Origin of the sequence: Falsiroseomonas oryzae (assembly GCF_027856955.1) — a bacterium.
Lineage (GTDB): Bacteria > Pseudomonadota > Alphaproteobacteria > Acetobacterales > Acetobacteraceae > Falsiroseomonas > Falsiroseomonas oryzae.
In genome coordinates this window covers 13,471-34,713 of sequence record NZ_JAPSMD010000001.1, presented here as the reverse complement: position 1 = coordinate 34,713, position 21,243 = coordinate 13,471, and the positions used below count along the sequence as shown (strand labels likewise).

At 72.2% G+C, this 21,243-nt stretch carries 22 protein-coding genes; 17 read left to right on the top strand and 5 right to left on the bottom strand.

The window, feature by feature from the left end; genetic code table 11:
* From OZN99_RS00165 to OZN99_RS00125, 9 genes are read left to right on the top strand one after another with little or no spacing between them, the layout of a single operon-like run.
* Positions 1-1,209 carry a CaiB/BaiF CoA transferase family protein gene (locus OZN99_RS00165; protein WP_270933130.1) on the top strand — a complete coding sequence of 403 codons (1,209 nt, stop codon included), beginning with the start codon at positions 1-3 and terminating at the stop codon, positions 1,207-1,209.
* Complete coding sequence (locus OZN99_RS00160) at positions 1,206-1,805, top strand: carboxymuconolactone decarboxylase family protein (protein WP_270933129.1); 600 nt, start codon at positions 1,206-1,208, stop codon at positions 1,803-1,805. The genes OZN99_RS00165 and OZN99_RS00160 overlap by 4 nt, the downstream gene beginning before the upstream one ends.
* Positions 1,802-2,662 carry an amidohydrolase family protein gene (locus tag OZN99_RS00155; protein ID WP_270933128.1) on the top strand — a complete coding sequence of 287 codons (861 nt, stop codon included), beginning with the start codon at positions 1,802-1,804 and terminating at the stop codon, positions 2,660-2,662. Before OZN99_RS00160 ends, OZN99_RS00155 begins: the two co-directional genes overlap by 4 nt.
* A gap of 25 nt (positions 2,663-2,687) precedes the next feature.
* On the top strand, positions 2,688-3,656 hold the full coding sequence (locus tag OZN99_RS00150; RefSeq protein WP_270933127.1) for a Bug family tripartite tricarboxylate transporter substrate binding protein: 969 nt from the start codon (positions 2,688-2,690) through the stop codon (positions 3,654-3,656).
* A gap of 5 nt (positions 3,657-3,661) precedes the next feature.
* Positions 3,662-4,627 carry a tripartite tricarboxylate transporter substrate binding protein gene (locus OZN99_RS00145; protein WP_270933126.1) on the top strand — a complete coding sequence of 322 codons (966 nt, stop codon included), beginning with the start codon at positions 3,662-3,664 and terminating at the stop codon, positions 4,625-4,627.
* A complete protein-coding gene (locus tag OZN99_RS00140) occupies positions 4,624-5,586 on the top strand; it encodes a Bug family tripartite tricarboxylate transporter substrate binding protein (protein ID WP_270933125.1) in 963 nt (320 codons plus the stop codon). The genes OZN99_RS00145 and OZN99_RS00140 overlap by 4 nt, the downstream gene beginning before the upstream one ends.
* Complete coding sequence (locus OZN99_RS00135; protein ID WP_270933124.1) at positions 5,583-6,362, top strand: enoyl-CoA hydratase/isomerase family protein; 780 nt, start codon at positions 5,583-5,585, stop codon at positions 6,360-6,362. The genes OZN99_RS00140 and OZN99_RS00135 overlap by 4 nt, the downstream gene beginning before the upstream one ends.
* A gap of 3 nt (positions 6,363-6,365) precedes the next feature.
* A complete protein-coding gene (locus OZN99_RS00130; RefSeq protein ID WP_270933123.1) occupies positions 6,366-7,298 on the top strand; it encodes a 2-hydroxyacid dehydrogenase in 933 nt (310 codons plus the stop codon).
* A gap of 16 nt (positions 7,299-7,314) precedes the next feature.
* Positions 7,315-8,076, top strand: coding sequence for a GntR family transcriptional regulator (locus OZN99_RS00125; protein ID WP_270933122.1), 762 nt, complete (start codon positions 7,315-7,317; stop codon positions 8,074-8,076).
* Between the two features lie 27 nt (positions 8,077-8,103).
* On the opposite strand, the gene OZN99_RS00120 is transcribed toward OZN99_RS00125, so the two are convergent.
* Complete coding sequence (locus tag OZN99_RS00120) at positions 8,104-8,916, bottom strand: alpha/beta fold hydrolase (protein ID WP_270933121.1); 813 nt, start codon at positions 8,914-8,916, stop codon at positions 8,104-8,106.
* Between the two features lie 185 nt (positions 8,917-9,101).
* Between OZN99_RS00120 and OZN99_RS00115 the strand changes: the two genes are divergently transcribed.
* Genes OZN99_RS00115 through OZN99_RS00105 form a run of 3 tightly spaced genes read left to right on the top strand, consistent with a single transcriptional unit; the run spans position 9,102 to position 11,786 of the window.
* Positions 9,102-9,812 carry an FCD domain-containing protein gene (locus tag OZN99_RS00115; protein ID WP_270933120.1) on the top strand — a complete coding sequence of 237 codons (711 nt, stop codon included), beginning with the start codon at positions 9,102-9,104 and terminating at the stop codon, positions 9,810-9,812.
* A 32-nt stretch (positions 9,813-9,844) separates the two neighbouring features.
* Entirely contained in the window at positions 9,845-10,798 is a 954-nt protein-coding gene (locus OZN99_RS00110; protein ID WP_270933119.1) for a VOC family protein, read from the top strand.
* A 22-nt stretch (positions 10,799-10,820) separates the two neighbouring features.
* The gene (locus OZN99_RS00105; protein WP_270933118.1) at positions 10,821-11,786 is read left to right on the top strand and encodes a tripartite tricarboxylate transporter substrate-binding protein; all 966 of its coding nucleotides are present in this window, start codon (positions 10,821-10,823) and stop codon (positions 11,784-11,786) included.
* Here OZN99_RS00105 and OZN99_RS00100 read toward each other — a convergent pair whose 3' ends face one another.
* The 4 genes from OZN99_RS00100 to OZN99_RS00085 all read right to left on the bottom strand — a co-directional run bounded on the left by OZN99_RS00100 (position 11,787) and on the right by OZN99_RS00085 (position 15,972).
* Entirely contained in the window at positions 11,787-12,860 is a 1,074-nt protein-coding gene (locus OZN99_RS00100) for an Ldh family oxidoreductase (RefSeq protein ID WP_270933117.1), read from the bottom strand.
* Positions 12,827-13,699, bottom strand: a complete 873-nt coding sequence (locus tag OZN99_RS00095; RefSeq protein WP_270933116.1) for an alpha/beta hydrolase — start codon at positions 13,697-13,699, stop codon at positions 12,827-12,829. Before OZN99_RS00095 ends, OZN99_RS00100 begins: the two co-directional genes overlap by 34 nt.
* Before the next feature lie 125 nt (positions 13,700-13,824).
* Positions 13,825-14,796 (bottom strand): tripartite tricarboxylate transporter substrate-binding protein, encoded by a 972-nt coding sequence (locus tag OZN99_RS00090; protein WP_270933115.1) that lies wholly within the window; start codon positions 14,794-14,796, stop codon positions 13,825-13,827.
* Positions 14,797-14,895: 99 nt separating this feature from the next.
* The gene (locus OZN99_RS00085; RefSeq protein ID WP_270933114.1) at positions 14,896-15,972 is read right to left on the bottom strand and encodes a tartrate dehydrogenase; all 1,077 of its coding nucleotides are present in this window, start codon (positions 15,970-15,972) and stop codon (positions 14,896-14,898) included.
* A gap of 174 nt (positions 15,973-16,146) precedes the next feature.
* Between OZN99_RS00085 and OZN99_RS00080 the strand changes: the two genes are divergently transcribed.
* The 5 genes from OZN99_RS00080 to OZN99_RS00060 all read left to right on the top strand — a co-directional run bounded on the left by OZN99_RS00080 (position 16,147) and on the right by OZN99_RS00060 (position 21,234).
* Positions 16,147-16,851 (top strand): GntR family transcriptional regulator, encoded by a 705-nt coding sequence (locus OZN99_RS00080; RefSeq protein WP_270933113.1) that lies wholly within the window; start codon positions 16,147-16,149, stop codon positions 16,849-16,851.
* 312 nt (positions 16,852-17,163) lie between these two features.
* A complete protein-coding gene (locus OZN99_RS00075; protein WP_270933112.1) occupies positions 17,164-17,949 on the top strand; it encodes an IclR family transcriptional regulator in 786 nt (261 codons plus the stop codon).
* The gene (locus OZN99_RS00070; RefSeq protein WP_270933111.1) at positions 17,946-19,058 is read left to right on the top strand and encodes a four-carbon acid sugar kinase family protein; all 1,113 of its coding nucleotides are present in this window, start codon (positions 17,946-17,948) and stop codon (positions 19,056-19,058) included. Before OZN99_RS00075 ends, OZN99_RS00070 begins: the two co-directional genes overlap by 4 nt.
* Positions 19,055-20,086: a 4-hydroxythreonine-4-phosphate dehydrogenase PdxA gene (pdxA, locus tag OZN99_RS00065; RefSeq protein WP_270933110.1), complete on the top strand. Its 1,032-nt coding sequence runs from the start codon at positions 19,055-19,057 to the stop codon at positions 20,084-20,086. The genes OZN99_RS00070 and pdxA overlap by 4 nt, the downstream gene beginning before the upstream one ends.
* A 17-nt stretch (positions 20,087-20,103) precedes the next feature.
* Positions 20,104-21,234 (top strand): iron-containing alcohol dehydrogenase, encoded by a 1,131-nt coding sequence (locus tag OZN99_RS00060; RefSeq protein WP_270933109.1) that lies wholly within the window; start codon positions 20,104-20,106, stop codon positions 21,232-21,234.
* The last annotated feature ends 9 nt before the right edge of the window (positions 21,235-21,243 follow it).

Sequence of the window (21,243 nt, the reverse complement as noted above, 5' to 3'; positions counted from 1 at the left end):
ATGCCTGGCCCCCTCTCCCACATCCGTATCCTGGATCTTGGACGCATCATGGCGGCGCCATGGGCGACGCAGATCCTGGCCGACCTCGGGGCCGACGTGATCAAGATCGAGCGCCCCGGGACCGGCGACGACACGCGCGCCTGGGGGCCGCCCTTCCTCACCGCGGAGGACGGCACGCCGACGAAGGAGGCCGGCTACTTCCTGGCAGTCAATCGCGGCAAGCGGTCGGTGACGCTCGACATCGCCAGGCCCGAGGGCCAGGAGTTGGCCAGGCGGCTTGCGGCGGGCTGCGACGTCGTCGTGGAGAACTTCAAGGCCGGCGCCCTGGCGCGATACGGGCTGGACGCCGCATCGCTGCGCGCCTCGAGGCCGAGCCTGATCTACTGCTCCGTCACCGGCTTCGGACAGACCGGCCCCCGGCGCGATCAGGCGGCCTACGACTTCATGATCCAGGCCATGGGCGGGCTGATGTCCCTGACCGGTGAGCGCGACGGTGCACCCCAGAAGGTCGGCGTGCCGATCGTGGACCTGATGACCGGCATGTACGCGGCCGTTGCGATCCTGGCTGCGGTGGCGCGGCGCGAGCGGACGGGCGAAGGTGAGACGATCGACCTGGCCATGCTGGATGTGCAGGCCGGCATCCTCGCGAACCAGGCCATGAACTGGCTGGTCGGCGGCCGGGTCCCGCATCGCGCCGGGAACCGGCACCCCAACATCCAACCGCAGGATGTCTTCCCGGCCCGGGATGGCCACGTCGTGCTCGCCGTCGGCAACGACGGCCAGTTCGTGAAGCTGTGCGAGGCCATCGCACGGCCGGCCTGGGCGCAGGACCCGCGCTTCGTGCGCAATGCCGACCGCGTGCGGAACGAGGCCGAGCTCACGCGGCTGCTGTCGGAGCGCTTCGTGGAGTTCACGCGGCTGGAGCTGACCACCCTGCTGGATGCGGCGGGCGTGCCGTGCGGCCCGATCAACAGCGTTCCCGATGTCTTCGGCGACCCGCAGGTGCAGCATCGCGGTATGCTGCGGCACCTGCCGCATCAGGTGGCCGGCACCGTGCCCCAGGTGGTCAGTCCGATCCGCCTGCAGGACGCGCCGCTCTCCTTCGACCAAGGCCCGCCCACGCTCGGCCAGCACACGTCGGAGGTGCTGCGTGACCTCGGCCTGGAGGAGGCGGAACTCCTCGCCCTGGCAGCGAAGGGCGTCCTGTGACGGCGCCGCGGATCCCCCTCCCGGCCTCCCGCGAGGAACTCGACACCGCACAGCGCGAGGTGTGGGACAAGGTCGTGGCCGGCCCGCGCGGCACCGTGATCGGCCCGCTACGTGCGGCGATCCACAATGCCGAGCTGGCCGCCCGCTGGTCCGCCATGGGCGAGGCGCTGCGCTTCAACACCTCCCTGCCGAAGCGACTGTCGGAGCTTGCCATCTGCGTCACCGGACGGCGCTGGAGCAGCCAGGTGGAATGGTGGGTCCATGCGCGTGCCGCCGTCGAAGCCGGAATCGCGCCAGGCATCCTGGACGCGCTCCGTGCAGGCCGACCGCCCGCGATCGCCGATCCGCAGGAGGCCGTGGTCTACGACTTCGCCCGCTCCCTGCACCACGACGGCCGCGTGCCCGAGCGGACCTACCAGGCGGCGCTCGACGCCTTCGGCGTGAAGGGTGTGGTCGAGCTCACGGCACTCATCGGCTACTACACGATGGTGTCGATGACGCTGAATGCGCATGGCGTGCCGCTGCCGAACGGCGAGGCCGACCCGCTGGATGCGCCGACCACCGGGCTCTTCCCGCTGCCGGAGCGGATCGCGTGACGGGCCGGATCCCGGCCCCACGTGCCTCGAGGCCGCGCCATGACGTACCGCCTGGCGCCTGCGACGCCCACACGCATGTCTTCGACCCGCGCTTCCCGAACGGCCCATCGCCCTATGCACTGCCCGACGCCACCTTGGCCGCGCACGCGGCTGTGCGCGCCACGCTGGGCCTGACACGCGCCGTGCTTGTGCAGCCGGCCCCGTACGGCCGCGACCCCGCATGCCTGCTGGACGCGCTGGCCCGCGGCGGCGGCCGGTTGCGCGGTGTCATGATCGCCGACGCCTCCATCCCCGACGCGACTCTGGAGGCGTGGCACAAGGCCGGCATCCGCGCGCTCCGCTTCGTCGAGATGCGCGCACCGGATGGACATGGGCGCTATCCCGGCAGCATCGGCGTGGATGCGCTGCGGAGCCTGGCGCCGCGGCTGCGCGCACTGGGTTGGCAGGCGCATGTCTGGGCCAGCGCGGCACAAGCTGCGGAGATGCTGCCCGGACTCGCACGCCTCGGCGTGCCGCTCGTGCTGGATCACATGGCGATGCCTGATGGACCGACGGATCCCGCATTCGACAGGATCCTGGGCCATGTGCGGGAAGGGACGGCCTGGGTGAAGGCAACCTTGTGCCGCGTACCCAATGGCGGCCGCGGCCTGCCGACGCTCCGCCCGCTGCACGACGCCCTGCTCGCTGCCAACCCGGCACGCATCCTGTGGGGGTCGGACTGGCCCTTCGTCCGGCTGACGCCCGAACCCGATGCGGGCGCGATGCTCGACCTCTTCCTGGACTGGACGGGGGACCCGGCGCTCGCGCTGCGCATCCTGGTGGAGAACCCGGCAGCACTTTTCGGCTTCGAGGCGTGACGGCAACGACAGGGGAGGAATGGCAATGCTCGAACGAAGGGCGGCGCTGGCCGCGCTGATGCTTCCCGCCTTGACGGGACGCGCGCGCGCCCAGGCTTTCCCGGACCAGCCGCTGCGCATGATCGTGCCCTTCGCCGCCGGCGGTCCCGCCGACATCATCGCGCGCGTGGTCGCGAAGACGATGGGCGAGCGGCTGGGACGCCCGATCGTGGTCGAGGCGCGGCCCGGCGCCGGTGGCACCATCGGCGTGGACGCGGCGGCCAAGGCGCGCCCCGACGGGCACACGCTGGTGATGGCCAGCAGCGGCGCGGTGGTGATCCTGCCGCATCTGCGCAGCAACATGCCCTACGACCCGCTGCGCGACCTTGCGCCCATCGGCCAGGTCCTGGGCGTGCCGCAGGTGGTCTCCGTTGCCCCGAACCTGGGCGTGAGGAGCCTCGGCGAGCTGATCGCGATGGCACGGGCGCGGCCCGGCCAGCTCGCCTTCGGCTCCGCCGGCATTGGTTCGTCGCTGCACATGGCGGGCGAACTCCTGAAGATGCGCACGGGAATCGACATCACCCACGTGCCCTATGGCGGGGCGGCGCCCGCCGTCACCGACCTGATCGCTGGACGGATCCAGATCCTGATGGCCGACACCCCCGCGCTGATCGGCCAGGTCCGTGCTGGGACATTGCCGGCCCTGGCGGTGACGTCCGCCGAACGCATCGGCGTGCTGCCGGACGTTCCGACGGCGGTGGAGGCTGGCGTGTCCGGGATGGTCAGCGAGACCTGGTACGGTGTGCTCGGCCCCGCGGCCATCCCGGCCGAGCGGATTGCCATCCTGCACGCCGCGTTGCGCACCGCTCTGGACGACGCGGAGACGCGACGGCAGTTGCTGGACCAGGGTGGACGGATCGTCGGCAGCACTCCTGCGGACTTCGCGGCCTTCATCCGCGCGACCTATGCCCAATGGGGCGAGGTCGTACGCGTCACCGGCACACGGTTGGAGTAGCCGCGATGCGACGCCGCCTTCTGCTCCAGGCCGCCGCGCTGCTGCCTCTCCAGCCGGCCGTCGCGCAGCCTGCCTGGACACCGGCACGGCCGCTTCGGATCATCGTACCGTTGGCGCCGGGCGGCACCGCGGACACCATCGCGCGGCTGATCGCCGATCCGCTCGGTGGGCTGCTCGGTCAGCCCGTCATCGTCGAGAATCGCCCCGGCGGCACCAACACGGTGGCCGCCGTCGCGGTGGCACGCGCGCCCGCGGATGGACTGACACTGCTCTATGCACCACCGCCGGTGCAGATCCTGAACCCCCTCATGATGCGCAGCCTGCCCTATGACGCGCAGGCCGACTTCGCGCCGGTCATCGCGCTGATGCGGGCGCCGAAGCTGCTGGTCGTGCGCCCGGACTTCCCGGCGAACAGCGTGGCCGAGCTCATCGCCGTCGCGCGGGCACGCCCCGGCGGCCTCACCTACGCCAGTTCCGGCATCGGCTCCTCCGCGCATCTTGCCGGGGCGCTGCTGGCGCAGATGGCGGGCATCGAGATGCTGCATGTTCCCTATCGCGGCACCGCGCCGGGCGTGCAGGACGTCATGGCAGGCCGCGTGGACATGACGCTCGACACCGCCGCGGCCCTGTTGCCACTCGTGCGCGATGCCAAGCTCAAGGCCCTGGCCGTCAGCACGCGCGATCCCGCCGCCGCGGTGCCGGAGCTCCCGCCCATCGCGCGCACCCTGCCCGGCTACCACGACGCCTCCTTCAACTACCTGCTGGCGCCCGCTCGCACCCCGCCCGAGGCGATCGCCACGCTGAACGCCGCGCTGAACCGCGTGCTGGAAGACCCCGCGATCCGTGCGCGGTTCCTCGCTCTCGGCGCGGAACCGGTGGGCGGCACGCCGGAGGCGCTGGCGGAGATGGTCCAGGAGGAGATCGAGCGCTGGCGCGGTGTCATCGCAAGACAGAGGATCACCATCGAATGATGCCGTCCCGCCGCGCCCTGCTGGCAGCCGCGGTCACGCTGCCGCTGCCGGCACTTGCACAGAGCTTCCCGAGCCGGCCGATCCGCCTGGTCTGCCCCTTCGCGGCGGGCGGCTCCGCCGATGCCAGTGCGCGCCAGCTTGCCGAGCCACTGTCCGCAGCACTCGGGCAGCCGGTGGTGGTGGAGAACCGCCCGGGCGGTGGCGCGACGCTCGGTGCGCAGATGGTGGCCCGCGCGGCGCCGGACGGACACACGCTGCTCTACGGCACGCCGGGGCCGCAGATCGTCAATCCTCACCTCATGCGCAGCGTGCCGTACGATCCCGTGCGCGACTTCGCACCGGTGTCCGGCTACAAGCGCGCGCCCAACCTGCTGGCGGTGCATCCATCTGTCCCGGCGCGCGACGTGGTGGAACTGATCGCCCTCGCGAAGGCCCGGCCGGGCGCGCTGACCTTCGCGTCGTCCGGCGTCGGCTCCTCCTCGCACCTCGCCGGCGAGATGCTGAGGTTCCTGGGCGGCATCGACATCACCCACGTGCCCTATCGCGGAACCGGCCCTGCCATGACGGACCTGCTGGCGGGCACGGTCAGCATGGCGCTCGACACGCTCTCCATCCTGCTGCCGCCGTCGCGCGCGGGCAGCCTTCGGGCGCTCGGCGTGACCACGCCGCAACGCTCGCGCCTGGCGTCCGACCTGCCGGCACTGGCCGAGGCGCTGCCCGGCTTCGACGCCGCGCCCTTCAACTACATCGCCGCCACCGGCGGCACGCCGGCACCGGTCGTCGCGCGCCTCAACGCGGCGATCGTCGGCATCCTGAACGACCCGGGCTACCGCGCCCGGATGGAAGCCCTGGGCGAGGAGGCGACCCCCTCCTCGCCGGAGGAACTCGCGGCCACCATCGCCAGCGAAAGCGCGCGATGGAAACAGGTGATCGAAGCCGCAGGGATACGCGTGGAATGAGCGACGCCTACGAGACGCTGCGGCTGGACGTTGCCGACCTCGTCGCGACCGTCACGCTCGGCCGTCCGCCGGTCAACGCGCAGAACCGCGCCTTCAAGGAAGAGCTGGTCCACGTCTTCGATGCGCTGCACGACCGAGAGGACGTCCGCGCCGTGGTGCTGACCGGCGCCGGCAAGACCTTCAGCGCCGGAGCCGATCTGAAGGAACGGCCCAGCATCGCCGGCCAGCCTGGTGCGTATCCGCGCCACAACCGGCTGACGCGGGATTCCTTCGACTGCGTCATGGATTGCGCCAAGCCCGTGATTGCCGCGGTGAACGGCGCCGCGATCGGTGCGGGCTGCGTGCTCGCGCTCTGCTGCGACATCCTCCTGGTCGCGGAGGATGCCTATCTGGCGATGACCGAGGTGGACGTCGGACTGGCGGGTGGCGTGCGGCATGTGCTGCGACACTTCGGGCAGTCCGACGCACGGCTGCTGATCTACACGGCGCGCCGGATCACCGGACCGGAACTGCTCCGCATGAACGTCGCCTCCCTCTGCCTGCCGCGCGACCAACTCCTGCCCGCCGCCCAGCAGATCGGGCGCGAGATCGCCGGCAAGGTCCCCCTGGCGGTCCAGGCGGCCAAGCGGAGCTTCCAGGTGACCGAATACATGCCGCTGCATGAGGGCTACCGCTTCGAGCAGGGCCAGACCGCCGCGCTCGCCCGGACAGAGGACACGCAGGAGGCCTGGCGCGCCTTCGCGGAGAAGCGCAAGCCCGTCTTCAAGGGACGCTGACGGATGCCGCCGCGCGAAGCCGTCCTGCTGCTGTGTCCCATCCCGGCCGATCTGCGTGCCGCGCTCGCGGAGCGATTCGAGCTGGTGGACGACCGGCCAGGCGAGGGCCCGCGTCCCGGGTTCCGCATCGCCGTCACCACGGCGATCAACGGCGCCGGCGCGACGCAGTTCGAGCGCATGCCGGACCTCCGCCTTCTGTCCAGCCAGGGCACGGGGCTCGAGCGCATCGACCTCGCCGCAGCCGCGCGGCGCGGCATCGCCGTGGCCTACACGCCCGACGTGATGACCGAGGACGTGGCGGACGCTGCGATCGGCCTGATGTACGGGGCAGCGCGCCTCGTCGCCGAGGCCGACCGCTTCGTCCGCGCGGGTCGCTGGGGACAGGAGCGGATGCGCCCGGGCATCAGCCTCCACCGCAAGACCGCCGGCATCGTGGGCCTGGGGCGCATCGGCCAGGCGGTTGCGCGGCGCTGCGCGGGGCTCGGGTTGACGGTGGCCTGGACCGGGCCGAGGCCGAAGCCGGGCGTGCCGTGGGACCACGTTCCCTCCCTGATGGACCTGGCGGAGCGGGCCGACGTGCTGATCCTGACCGTCCCGGGCGGCGCGGACACGGACGGGCTGATCGACGCCCCGCTGCTGCGCGCCCTCGGCCCGCGCGGCATCCTCGTCAACGTCGCGCGCGGCTCCGTGGTGCAGGAGGAGGCGCTCATCGACGCCCTACGGACACGCACGATTGCCGGCGCCGGGCTCGACGTCTTCGCGACGGAGCCGGGGCTCGATCCGCGCTTCCTGGCTCTGGAGAACGTGGTGCTGGCGCCGCATTCCGCCTCCATCACCCAGGAGACGCGGGCGGCGCTCATCGCGCGCATCCTGGACGACATCGAGGCCTTCCGCGCCGGCCAGCCCTTCCTGGACGCCGCGGCGGGCAGGGGCTAACGGTCGGGCCATGCCCATGGCCGCCAACCCTGCGCGCCGCATCGCCCCGGCCATCGACCTGAACAGGAGCGCGGTGTCGCGCTACCTCCAGCTGGCCACCCTGTTCCGCCGCCGGATCGAACAGGGCGCCTGGCGGCCCGGCATGCAGATCCCGACGGTGGACGACCTCTCGGCCGAGTTCGGCGTCGCGCGCGCCACCATACGCCAGGCACTGGACCAATTGCAGGCGGAGGGACTGATCGAGCGCTACCGCGCCAAGGGGACCTTCGTGCGCGAAGCGCCGGCCACGAGCCGCCTGTGGTGCGAGGTCGAGACCGACTGGTCAGGCCTGCTCCGTTCCCGCGAAGGGGCGGAGATCGAGGTGCTCCAGGAGCGGGCCGGCGTCGCAGGCTCGGCCTTGCCGCCCGCTGCGATCGGCACCGTTGCGCCGTCCTACACGCATTTCCGGCGGCGCCACTGGCGCGACGGCCAGCCTTTCCTGGTCGCGGATGTGTATCTGGACGAGCGGCTGCGACCGAAGGTCTCCCGGGCCGATCTGCGCAGCAAGACCGCGCTGAAGCTCGTCGCAGGCATCCCGGGCGTCGGCATCGGCGATGCACGGCAGACACTGACAATCGGAACGGCGGATGTGGAGACCGCGGCAGCGCTGCAGATCCCGCTGAACGCGCCCGTGGCGCATGTGCATCGCGCCGCCGTCGACCAGCGCGGCACCCTGGTCCTGGTCGCGGACGGGATCTACCGCGGCGATGTGGTCCGCATCGACATCAAGCTGCGCTGACGCCGCCCTGCCAGGACGGATGCGCGCTCAGCGCCAGAGGTCGCGAGCGAAGGCAAGCAGCGCCGCCGCCACCGCCGCGGGCTGTTCCGGCAGCAAGGCATGGCCGGCACGGTCGATGATGACGCGCCGCGCCTGCGGGCCCAGTGTCGCCTGCAACTCCGCCTCGGACGGCGGCGGCGCGATCGCGTCCTCCGCGGCGGCAACGTAGAGCAGCGGCTTCGCTGCCGCAGCACGCAACCACGCGCGGTCCGTCGTGGCCTCGCGCGCTCTGCGCTGCGCACGCGCAACCTCGGGGTGCCATCCCGCCAGCCAGACCCGCGCGTCGTGGCCGGGCGCGAAATAGGCGCGCTGGAGATGGCGCAGCCGCTCCTCCGCCGGCAGCGCATGGTCGAAGCTGGCGGTGATGGCGCGGCTGATCTCGGGATCCACGCTCGTGCCCGTCACGGCCGCGAGCAGCGCAATGCCGCGCACCAGGTCCGGACGGTCGTGGCCGAGCACGCGTGCGACCCAGTTGCCGGCCGCATGTCCGACGACGAGCGCCGGGCCGGTCCCGACGGCGTCCATCGCGGCCGCGACGTCGGCCGCCATGTCGTGCAGCGTCGCGCCGGGCGACAGCGGCGCAGAGCGGCCGACGCCGCGCGGCTCCGGCCTGACCAGCCGCAGCCCGCCTGCGAGCAGCGCAGGCGCGATGCCGTCGAAATCCTCCTGCCCGCGCCCGAGGGAGGGCAGCAGGACGACCACGCGGCCCGCGCCGGCGAGAGTAAGCTCCAGCCGCCCGGCGGGTAGCTCGAGGAGGCGTGTGTCGGCGCTGACGGCGTCGGCCTGCGGCACGTCTGTCATCCGGTCCCCTCCTCGCCTGGGTCAGCCGCGCCGATGCCGTCCAGTGCCAGCGGCCTCGCGCGACGCGCAGGACGCACCGTGCCATCCGTCCGCTGCGATGGCCACGCCACAGGTTGGATTTTCGAAGATAGTTGCTTCATCGAACATCCCTGCCTAGGCTGGCGATGTCACGGGGAGGAGGTGCCGTGCCCCCGCGCATCAGGCAGACAGCGGCCGAGGCCGACGCAGTGCTGGTCAGCCAGGACGTCCTGTCGCGGCTGAAGGGCGATATCCTCGACGGGCACTTCGCGCCCGGCGCCAGGCTGCGCTTCGCCGACCTCCAGAAGAGCTATAGCGCGGGGATCGGCACGCTGCGGGAGGCGCTCTCGCACCTGCTGCCGGAAGGCCTGGTCGAGCTCGACGCGAATCGCGGGTTCCGGGTCGCCGCCATCTCCGCGGCGGAACTGCGCGACGTGTCCGCCCTGCACATCGAGTTCGAACGGCGCGCCATCGTCGAATCCGTCCGGCACGGGGAGGATGCCTGGGAGGCCGGGCTCGTCCTCGCCTTCCACCGCCTTGCCAAGATCGAGCGCCTGTCGCGCGAGGAACGCAAGCAGCGCAGCAGCGAATGGGTTGCGGCGCACCGAGACTTCCACCGCGCGCTCGTCGCCGCCTGCCCGTCGCGCTGGCTGCTGCGGCTGCGCGCCCAGCTCTATGACCACATGGAGCGGTACCGGCTGATCTCGCAACGCCACCGCCCCCTGGGTCCTGCCAAGCGCGCCGAGCACGAGGCGATCCGGGACGCGGCAGTCGCGCGGAAGGCCGAGCTCGCCGGTGAGTTGCTGGCCGCGCATCTGCGGGAGACGACCGAGACGGTGCTGCGACACGCGCCGCAATTCATGCCCGCGCCGCCCTGATCGGCGGCGGCGCAGAGGGGAGGAAGCACGGAATGAGCGAACCGATCATCAAGGCGCTGGACGTCGCGTGGATCCGGCTCGGGGCGCCCGATCTCGACGTCGCGGAGACCTTCCTGACGGACTTCGGCCTGCTGCGCCAGGTCCGCACCTCGGACGCGCTCTACATGCGCGGCACCGGCGAAGCGCACCACCTGCACATCACGCAGCGTGGCCCGGATCGCGTGCTCGGCATCGGCTTCCTTGCCGAAAGCGAGGCCGACCTGCATCGCCTGGCTGCCCGGGCCGCCGGCGCTTCCGGCGTGATGCCGCTGAACGAGCCGGGCGGCGGCAAGGTGGTCCGGCTGAAGGAGCACAACGGCTTCACCATCGAGGTGGTGCACGGCGTCGCCAGCGTGGCGAAGCTGCCGGAACGGCACAGCGTGATGAACACCGGCGCGGCGCGCGAACGCCTCGGCGTCTTCCAGCGCATCGACGCGCGGCCGTCCCAGGTGAAGCGCATGGGCCACGCGGTGCTCAGCACGCCCGACATCGAGGCCTCCGTCGCCTGGGCGCACCGGCACCTGGGCTTCGTCGTATCGGAGCACGTGCACGCCGAGGACGATCCCGACCTGCTGCTGGCCAGCTTCAACCGCGCCGACCGCGGCGACGAATTCGTGGACCATCACATCATGATGTTCGGTCGCCACCAGCGCGCCGGGCTCAACCACATCTCCTACGAGGTGCAGGACATCGACGACCTTCACGCCGGCCATGACTGGCTGAAGTCGCAGGGCCACCACCACCTCTGGGGGATCGGGCGCCACCTGCTCGGCAGCCAGATCTTCGACTACTGGAAAGATCCCTGGGGTCGCGTCCACGAGCACTGGACCGACACGGACGTGCTGAACGCGGCGATGCCCGCAAGGAAGGTGCCAAGGAGCCAGGGCCTGCGCAGCCAGTGGGGACCGCAGGCCCCGCAGGAATTCCGCGACGCGGCCAGCGTCTGACGACATCGCGAAGGACACCAGCATGTTCACCCGCCGCACCGCGCTCGGCCTGCTGGCCGCGCCGCTCGTCATCCGCCCTGCGGCCGCCTGGCCGGACCGGCCGATCCGCCTGCTGCACGGCTTCGCGCCCGGCGGCACGGCCGACATCCTGGCGCGGGTCCTGGCAACGCCGATGGCCGACGCGCTCGGCCAGCCCGTGGTGGTGGAGCCGCGGCCCGGCGCCGGCGGCAACATCGCCTCCGCGCAGCTTGCGCGGGCGCCGGCGGATGGCAACACGCTCGGGCTGCTGACCGGCGGACATGCGGTCAGCGCCGCCTTCGCGCAGGGCCTCACCTTCGACCCACTGAACGATTTCGACTTCGTCGCGCTGGTGGTCCGCTACGCATTCGTGGTGGTGGTGCGCGCCGACAACCCGGCGCGCGACCTGAGGGCCCTGCTCGACATGGCGCGCGCCCAGCCCGGCCGCGTGACCTTCGGATCCGCCGGCGTGGGCTCCACGCACCACCTGGTGGGCGAGATGCTGAACGCCACCGCCGGCGTGCAGATGCAGCACGTGCCGTATCGCGGCGACGCGGCCGGCACCACGGCGCTTCTGGCCGGCGAGATCAGCGCGATGGTGACGACGAGCGTCGGCGTGCTTCCGCATGTGCGCAGCGGCGCGGTGCGGTGCCTGGCTGTGAGCTCGACCCGTCGTTCGGGCCTGCTGCCGGAGGTGCCGACGGTGGCGGAAGCCGCCCTGCCTGGCTTCGATGCGCCGACCTGGGCCGGCATCGCCGGCCCGCGTGGCCTGCCGGAGCCGGTGGCGCTCCAGCTGCACGCAACGATCGCGCGCGTCATCGCGGAGCCGGCGATCCGCCGCCGCCTGGACGAATTGCTGGATGGCGAGGTCGAGGCCGGCCGTCCCGGCGACATGCGTCCCTTCGTGGCCGCCGAGATCGCGCGCTGGCGCCAGGTGATCCAGCGCCAGGGCATCCGCATGGAAGGCTGATCAGCCTGGCAGCGGCGCGGGCAGCGCGACACCGAACCGCGCGGCCGCCTCGCCGAGCTGCTTCCAGACGCTGGCCGGCAGCGGAATTCCGGAGACGCGGCGACGCGCGAGCTCGGCATCGCCCCGTTCGCCGGGCACCAGCAGCGCCGGAGCGCCCTCGGCGCGCGGCTGCGCGGCGACGGTCGCGGCCAGGTCGTCCACGCTCTCGGCGAACTCCGCCGGGTCGCCGAAGGCTGCGAGGTCCAGCGCGATGGCGACGCCGTTCATCGCGTAGGTCAACTCGCCCCGCAGCGCCGGGGCGATCACCGGATTGGCGGCGGCGAGGCTCGCCAGGCACTCGATCATCAACGACAAGCCGGCGCCCTTGTGGCCGGCCATGGGTTGCAGCGTGGCCACGGCGGCCGGGTCGGTGGTCGGCCGGCCCGCGGCATCGATGCCCCAGTCCGGAGGAATCGGCGTGCCCGCCTGCTTCGCGCCCAGCACCTTGCCCAGGGCTGCGGTCGCCGTAGCCAGGTCGATCAGCAGCGGCGGGTGCCGCCCCCCCGGCACGGCAATGGCGATCGGGTTGGTGGAAACCACCGCCCCGCGACTGCCCGGCCAGGCCATCAGCGGGACCGAGGCGGTCATCACCAGCCCCGCCATGCCCTGGGCGGCGGCACGCAAGGCGAAATGCCCGACGGCCCCGGCATGGGTGATCCGGCGCGCAACGCACCAGCCCACATGCACGCGCTTCGCCGCCGCGATCGCCTCGTCCATCGCGCGTGCCATCGCGACGGGTCCGGGCCCGCCATCGGCATCCAGCAGTGCGATCCCGCCCGTGGATTTCAGCAGACGCAACTCCGCCTGCGGGCGGATGTGGCCGGCCGCGATCTGCTCGAGGTAGCGGGGGATGCGCATCACGCCATGGCTGTCCACGCCGCGCAGGTTCGCCCACACCAGCGTCTCCGCCCACACGGCGGCCGCGGCGGGCGGCGTGCCGGCCGCGGCCAGGATCTCCCGCGCGAGGCCCTCCAGAGCCTCGGCGGCGATGCGCGCCCGGCTCATCGCGACGCCGGGAAATGCACGTCGAGCCACCCCTTCAGCAGCCCCGCCGTGCGCGGGTTGCCGGCGGCGAGCGGGAAATGGTCGGTGCCCGTGATCAGCACCAGGTCCTTCGGCTGTCCCGCCTTCTCCCACAGCCGGATCGACTGCTCGGTGGGCGTCACGGTGTCGTCGGCGCCGTGCAGGAACAGGACGGGGCGCGGGCTGATCCAGTGCACCACCTCCTCCGCCTTGAAGTCGAACATCGACTGCGCAGTGTCGGCCGACACCTCCATCAGCGCATTGGGCGACAGGTTCTTCCGCAGGTGCTCCTGCATGGGCACCACATCGAAGCGCGGCACGGTCAGGGCCTCGCCGGTCGTCTCCTTGTGGGCGCGGTTCGCCTCCAGCATGCCGGTGAACTTCGCCCAGGCCTCGGGCGTCGGGTGCTGGCCGCGGAACTTGCGCTCGCCATGCCCCCACCCGCAGGAGGACACAACGGCGGCGAAGCGCTGATCGACGGCGCCGGCATAGCAGGCGACGGCGGCGCCGAAGCTGTGGCCGATCACGGCGATCCGCTTCGGATCGACCTCCGGCCGCTGGCTCAGCCAGTTCAGGGCGCTCTTCGCGTCCGCCACCTGATCGTGGCAGAGCACATAGCCGCGCTTCCCCTCGCTCTTGCCGCAGCCGCGGAAATCGAAGCGGAGGACGGCATAGCCGAAGCCCTCCAGCAGGCGCGCCATGATCTCGGCGTGGCTCTTGTCCTTCGAGCCGATAAAGCCGTGCAGCACGATGAAGGCGGGCAGCTTCTCGCCGGGGCGGTGCCCGTCCGGGATATGCAGGTCACCCGCCAGCGTGAGGCCGTCCGAAGCGAAGGTGATCGGCGTGTCCATCGCATGGCCTCCCGCGGCGCGTCGCGCCCGGCCCACCGGGGACCGGCGCGGCGCGGATTACGCCACGGATTTTCGAAACCAACAATATCTTCGAACAGACGCCCCCTCCGCCGGCGCCCCCCGCGTCAGTCCGCGTACTGCCCCGCGGCCTCGATGATCGGACGCCAGCGCGCCACTTCCTCTGCCAGGAACCGCGTGTGGAAGGCAGGGGTGGCGCGGTCCTCCGTGGCCGGTGCCGTCACCAGTTCGGCGAAGCGCTGGCGGAGCCGATCCTCCCGCAGCGCCGCGCGGATGGCGGCCGCCAGGCGCTCCTGCACCTCCACCGGTGTCCCACGCGGCGCATAGAGCCCGTGCCAGGTGCTCATCACCAGCGAGGGCTGCCCTGCCTCTGTCGTGGTCGGCAGGTCGAGGCCCGGAACGCGCTCCGGCAGCGTCACGGCGTAGCCCTTGATGCGCGCGTCGCGCAGGAACGGCGCGGTGTTGGTGGCCTGGTCGCAGAACACGTCGATGCGGCCCGCCATGAGCTCGGTGATCGCCGGCGCGCTGCCGCGGAACACGACGCCGGTCATGGCCGTGCCGGCGGCGTGCTGCAGCAGCATGCCGCAGAGATGGTTCGCACCACCCAGACCGGAATGCGCGAGGTTCAGCTTGTCGCCCTGCCGGCGGATCTCTGCCATGAAGCCAGCGACATCGCTGGCCGGGAAGTCGGGGCGCGCCACCAGCGTCATCGCCGCATCAGACACGAGGCCGAGCGGCGCGAAGCTGTCGGTCACGCTGTAGGGAAGACGCCGGTAGAGCGTGGCGGTGCTGGCATGGCCGACATGGTGGGACAGCAGCGTGTGGCCATCCGGCCGCGCCTGCGCGACACGCGCGGCGGCAATGGTGCCGCCGGCGCCCGTGACGTTCTCGACCACCACGGGGTGCCCGAGGTCGCGGGCCATGCCTTCCGCCACCAGCCGGGAGATCACGTCGGTGGGGCCGCCTGCGGCGAAGGGCACGATGATCGTCACGGCCCGGCTCGGGAACGCGCCCTGCGCCCGCACGGACGGCGCGGCGAGAACGAAGGGAAGGGCCGCCAGCAGCGTGCGTCGGTTCATGGTCGTTCCTCCTTGCCGTCTGTGGTGGTCATGGCGCGGCCTGATTCGGCGGTCTCGCGCAGCGACACGCCGGTCGCCGTCGCTGGCGGATGGCAGCCGTCAGTCGTTGGCCTGCCGCAGCGCCGCGCAGACCGCCTCCGTCACCTGCCTCGTGGTCGCCCGGCCGCCGAGGTCGGGCGTATGCAGCGCCGGGTCGGCCGTCACGCGCTCCACCGCGCGCATCAGGCGCTCCGCCGCCGGCGTCTCGCCCAGATGCTCCAGCATCATCGCGCCGGTCCAGAAGGTCGCGATCGGGTTGGCGATGCCCTTGCCGGTGATGTCGAAGGCCGAGCCGTGGATCGGCTCGAACATCGACGGCGCGTCACGCTCCGGGTTGATGTTGGCGGTCGGCGCGATGCCGAGAGAGCCCGCCAGCGCCGCCGCGAGGTCGGAGAGGATGTCGGCATGCAGGTTCGACGCGACGATGGTGTCGATGCTGCCGGGCCTGATCACCATGCGCATGGTCATGGCGTCCACCAGCATCTTGTCCCAGGTGACGTCGGGGAACTCCGCCGCAACCTCGGCGGCGATCTCGTCCCACATCACCATGGCATGGCGCTGTGCGTTGGACTTGGTGACCACCGTCAGCAGCTTGCGCGGCCGGGACTGCGCCAGGCGGAAGGCGTAACGCATGATCCGCTGCACGCCGGCACGCGTCATCACGGAGACGTCCTGCGCGACCTCGATCGGCAGCCCGCGATGGGCGCGGCCGCCGACGCCGGAATACTCGCCCTCCGAGTTCTCCCGCACGATGATCCAATCCAGCTCGGGGCCGGAGACGTTGCGAAGCGGGCTCGTGATGCCCGGCAGCACGCGGGTCGGACGGACATTGGCGTACTGGTCGAGCGGCTGGCAGATCGCGAGGCGCAGGCCCCACAGCGTGACGTGGTCCGGGATGTCCGGCGCCCCGACGGCGCCGAACAGGATGGCGTCGAAGCGGCGCAGCTGGTCGGCCCCGTCGGCCGGCATCATCACGCCATGCCTTCGGTAGTAGTCGGACCCCCAGTCGAAATCGGTGAAGTCGAGCGCGAAGCCGCCATCTCGCTCGGCACAGACCTTCAGGACCTCCACGCCGGCCGAGATCACCTCGGGGCCGATGCCATCGCCGCCGATGGCCGCAATCCGGTAGCTGCGCATGCCCATCTCCCGGGTCTCCTCGCCTTGCTTCGGGCAGCGGCGTGGTCGTCCGCGGCCGGATCCACGCGAGCTTCCATGCAAGCCGGCCGCAACTACGGGCTGCCAATCATCGCGTCAACTGGTAAAACTCCAGCTTGCATGGAAGAATGCGTGATCCGATCGGCGGGAGGGACCATGGTCAGGCCGCGAAGCGCGACGGCAGCCGCGCCGGCGGCCAGGCCCAGCCTGGTGGACGGCGCCTACGAGGCGCTGAAGGATGCCATCCGGAACAACATCTTCCCACCGGGCTACCAGGGTTCCGAGCAGGAGATCGCCCTCCAGCTCGGCATGAGCCGCACGCCCGTGCACGAGGCGATCATCCGCCTGCAGGAGGAAGGGCTGGTCCGGGTCCTGTCGCGGCGCGGCGTGGTGGTCTGCGCCATCTCGCCCGAGGACATGCGCGAGATCTACGAGGTGATCGTCGCGCTGGAAGCTGCGGCGGCGGAGCTGATCGCCGAGAAGCCCGAGGCGCAGCGCGGCCTCGTCGCGGCAGAGCTCGACGCGGTGAACGCCGCGATGGCGGCCGCGCTGGCACGCGACGACCTGGTCGGCTGGGCGGAAGCGGATGGCCGCTTCCACCAGCTCCTGGTGCAGCGCAGCGGCAATGCCCGCCTCGCCCGCATGTTTGCTACCATCATGGACCAGTCGCACCGCGCCCGCATGCTGACAGTCCGCCTGCGCCCGAAGCCGAGCCTCTCTGTGGAGGAGCACCACGGCATCGCGGAGGCGATCCGGTGCGGCGATGCGGCAGCAGCGCATCATCGCGCGAAGACACACCGCGTGCGCGCGCGGGACCAGCTGCTTCCGCTGCTCACCCAGCTGGGCATGCGCCACCTCTGACCTGACGTACACCAGCCGCCCGGCGCTGCCTGCCGATACGGCGGCGATGCCGTGTGTCGCCTGCCCGTGGCCCATGGTCACCCGATCAGCACGGCAAGCCGCCGGGCAGCGCCCCCGCGGGGCGACCGTCGGGCGACTGGCCGCTTGACCCCGAAGGCCGCGGGGCGATACCACTGCAAGCAACTCCGAACATTTGTTCGCAATCCGATCAACCTTGAAGGCGGCGACAGGGAGGAAGTCCTGCAGACGAAGCCCCCGGACGCAGTCGGCACGGCGCCGCGCGAGCAGGCTTCGGAGAACCCGAAGAACGTCGTGCAGTCCGTCGCGAAGGCCTTCGCCGTGTTGCGCGCCTTCGGCCAGGACGTGCCGGAACTGACCGTCGCCGAGGTGGCGGCACGGACCGGCCTCGACCGCGGGACGGCGTTCCGCCTGATCCACACCCTTCTGGGGCTCGGCTACCTGCGCGGCGTGCCGGACGGCCGGCGCTTCCGCCTGACCCTGAAATGCCTCGAGCTCGGCCACGCCGTGCTCTCCGCCGACGACCTGCCGGGGCATGCCACGCCGCTGCTGCGCGAGTTGGTGCCGCGCATTGCCGACGCGGCGTCCCTCGGTGTGCTGGAACGGGGCGAGGTGATCTACCTCGCCAGGGTGGAAGCGGGGCTGGAACGGCACGGCGTGGTGCGCCGCGCGGGCACGCGGATCGGCGCCTATGCCACCGCGCTCGGCCAGGCGATCCTGGCCTGGCTGCCGCGCGACGAGCAGGTGTTCCACCTCGACAGCGTCCAGCGCGTGAAGCTCTCGGAACGCACCCTGATCGATCTCGACACGCTGCTGCAGCGCCTGGACGAGGTGCGGGCGCGCGGCTACGCCGTGTCGGATGGCGAGAACGCCTATGGCCTGCGGACCGTTGCGGCGCCGGTGCTGGACGCGCGCGGCCTGCCGCTGGCGGGGGTGAGCCTGACCGTCGGGGGCGGACGCTTCACCACCGCGGAGTTCGTGGCGCTGGCGGCACCGCATGCGCAACGCCTGGCGGCGGAACTGGGCGAAGGTGTGCGCCTCTCGCTCGGCGCGATCGGCCTCGGCGGAGCCGCGCGATGAGCGCGCCGCGCCTCCGCCTGCTGGCCGACGACCTGACGGGCGCGCTCGATGCGACGGCAGAGCTGACCGGCCTGTGCGGCCCGGTGCCGGTCGCCTGGGACGACGCAACGGACCGGACCGGCAGCCTCGCCCTCGACTCCGGCACGCGGGAGGCGCCGCGCGAGCTGGCCACGGCGCGCGTGCGGGCCCTGGCACCGGCGCTGGCCGGCGCGGGGATCGCCTTCAAGAAGATCGACAGCCTGCTGCGCGGCCATGTCGCGGCGGAACTCGCCGCCTGTCTCGCGACGCGGCACTGGGCGCATGTCGTCCTCGCCCCGGCCTTCCCGGCGCAAGGCCGGATCACCCGCGCAGGGCAGGTGCTCAGGCGGCAGACGGATGGCAGCTGGACGGCCGTCGCATGCGATCTGTTGGCCGCATTGCAGGCGGAGGGGCTGCGGCCGGTCCGTGGATCCTGCGACCAGCCGCTGCCAAGCGGCGTCTCGATCTTCGACGCGGAAGGCGAGGCCGATCTCGCGCGCATCGTCACGCTTGGGCGCGGTGCGACGAAGCCGGTGCTGTGGTGCGGCACCGCGGGACTTGCGCGCGCCCTGGCCGGCGCCTCTGCGGCACCGGTTTCGACCGCGCTGCGCAGCCCCGTCCTCGGGCTGTTCGGCTCGGACCAGGCCGTGACGGCGCGCCAGCTCGCGGCCTGCGATGCCTGCTGGACCCAGGCGGCGGACGGCAGCCCCGCGGAGGCCGCGCGCATCGCCGGGCTGCTGGAGGACAGCGGCGCGGCGATGGTGAGCCTCGCCCTGCCCCTTGGCCTGGACCGTGCGGAGGCAGCCCGCCGCATCGCCGCCGCCTTGGCCGGCCTGTTGCAGCGCCTGCCGCGCCCCGGCACGCTGGCCGTCGCGGGCGGAGAGACGCTGCACGCCATCTGCCGCGCGCTGGGCGCGCGATCGCTGGAGGCGACCGGCCTGGTCGCGGCCGGCGTGCCGCGCTCCGTCATGCGCGGCGGCATCTGGGATGGCCTCGAGGTGGTGTCGAAGTCCGGCGCCTTCGGTGGCGATACGCTCTGGCGCGACCTCCTCGCCGGCAACGGCCTCCTCACCCGGAGCATCGACGCATGAAGCCGCGCCACCTCGCGATCACCATGGGCGACCCGGCCGGCATCGGCCCCGAGATCATCGTCAAGGCGTGCCAGGTGCTGGCGCCACGGATCGCGGCCGGCGATCTGCGGCTGCTGGTGATCGGCAGCAGCGGCGCGCTGGAGCGCGCCCGCGCGTCGCTGGCGCCGGGCCTGACCATTCCGGAGGTCACCGACGACACGCCGGACTGGCCGGCCCTGTGCTTCCTCCAGGCCGGCCCGGAAGGCGCGCCGATCGAGCCCGGCGTCCTCTCCGCCGATGCCGGCCGCTTCGCCTACCTGGCGGTCGAACGCGGCGTGCGCCTGGCCCAGGCCGGCCAGGTCGGCGCCATCGTCACGGCGCCGCTCAACAAGGAGGCGCTGAACAAGGCCGGCTACCACTATGCCGGCCACACCGAGATGCTGGCGGAGCTGACGGGCGTGAAGGGCTCCGTGATGCTGCTGGCACACGGCAACATGCGCGTCAGCCACGTCACCACCCATGTCGCGCTGCAGGACGTGCCGAAGCGCCTGACGCCGCAGCGCCTGCGCCTGGTGCTGGACCTGACGGATGAGGCGCTGCGCGCGCTGGGCATCGCCAGGCCGCGCATCGCCGTCGCCGCGCTGAACCCGCATGCCGGGGAAGGCGGCTTGTTCGGCCGCGAGGACATCGAGGTCTCCGCCCCCACCATCGCCCGCGCCGCGGCCGAAGGGCTGGACGTCTCCGGCCCGGTGCCGGGCGACACGGTCTTCGTGAAGCTGCGCGCCGGGCAGTACGACGCCGTGGTCGCGATGTACCACGACCAGGGCCACATCCCGGTCAAGCTGCTCGGCTTCTCGGTCGATCCCGCAACCGGGAAATGGGACGCGCTGTCCGGCGTGAACATCACGCTCGGCCTGCCGATCATCCGCACCTCCGTGGACCACGGCACCGCCTTCGACATCGCCGGCAAGGGCATCGCCAGCGAGCGCAGCCTGGTCGAGGCGATCGAATACGCCGAGCAGCTGGCCGCCCACCGCGCCGCCGCATGACCGCGAGGACAGAGCCGATGACCGACCTGCTTCGCCCCATCGAGATCGACCGGCCGCAACGCATCGCCTTCGGCGCCGGGCTGGTCGGCGAGGTCGGTCGCTGGGCAGCTGGCCGAGGCATCACCCGCAGCCTGGTCGTCACCGGCGCGTCCAACGCCGCGCGCGTGGGCCTGCTCGGACTGCCGGGCGAGGTCAGCGTGTTCGGCGAGGCCAAGCCCGAGCCCGACATCCCGAACCTGCATCGCGCCCTGGCCATGGCCGAGCGCGTCCGGCCCGAGCTTGTCGTGGGCTTCGGCGGCGGCAGCGCCATGGACCTCGCGAAGCTGGTTGCCGTGCTGCCGGGGAGCGGCCAGTCGATTCACGACGTCGTCGGGCCAGAGCGCGTCGCCGGGCGCCGCTGCGCGCTGGTCCAGGTGCCGACCACCTCCGGCACCGGCAGCGAGGCGGGCACGCGCGCCCTGGTGACTGATCCCGCCACGCAGAACAAGTTGGCCGTGCAGAGCCGCCACATGCTCGCCGACCTGGCCGTGGTCGATCCCGACCTGACCCTGACGGTGCCGCGCGACGTCACGGGCGCGACCGGGGTGGACGCGCTGGCTCATTGCGCCGAGGCCTTCACCAACCGCAAGGCCAACCCGCTGATCGACCTCTACGCGCTCGAGGGAATCCGGCTGGTCGGCCGCTTCCTGGCGCGCGCCGTGCGGGATGGCGGCGACCGCGAGGCACGGGCCGGGCTTGCCCTCGCCTCGCTCTATGGCGGCTTCTGCCTCGGGCCGGTGAACACCACGGCGGGCCATGCGGTGGCCTATCCGTTGGGCACGCGCCACCATGTCGCGCACGGCCTGGCCTGCGCCGTCATCTTCCCGCACACCCTGGCCTTCAACGCGCCCGCCGTGCAGGAGAGGACCGCACTGATCCTCCAGGCGCTCGGACTGCCGGCGCACCGGTCGGAGGCAGACATCCTGCAGGCCGCGCACGGCTTCTGCGCGGGGCTCGGCCTCGAGATGCGCCTGTCGCGTCTCGGCGTGCCCGAAGACGATCTCCCCATGATGGCGGAGGACGCGCACGCGATCCGCCGGCTGCTGGACAACAACCCGCGCGACATCAGCCGCGAGCAGATCCTCGCGATCTACCGCGCCGCGCTCTGAGCGGGGAAA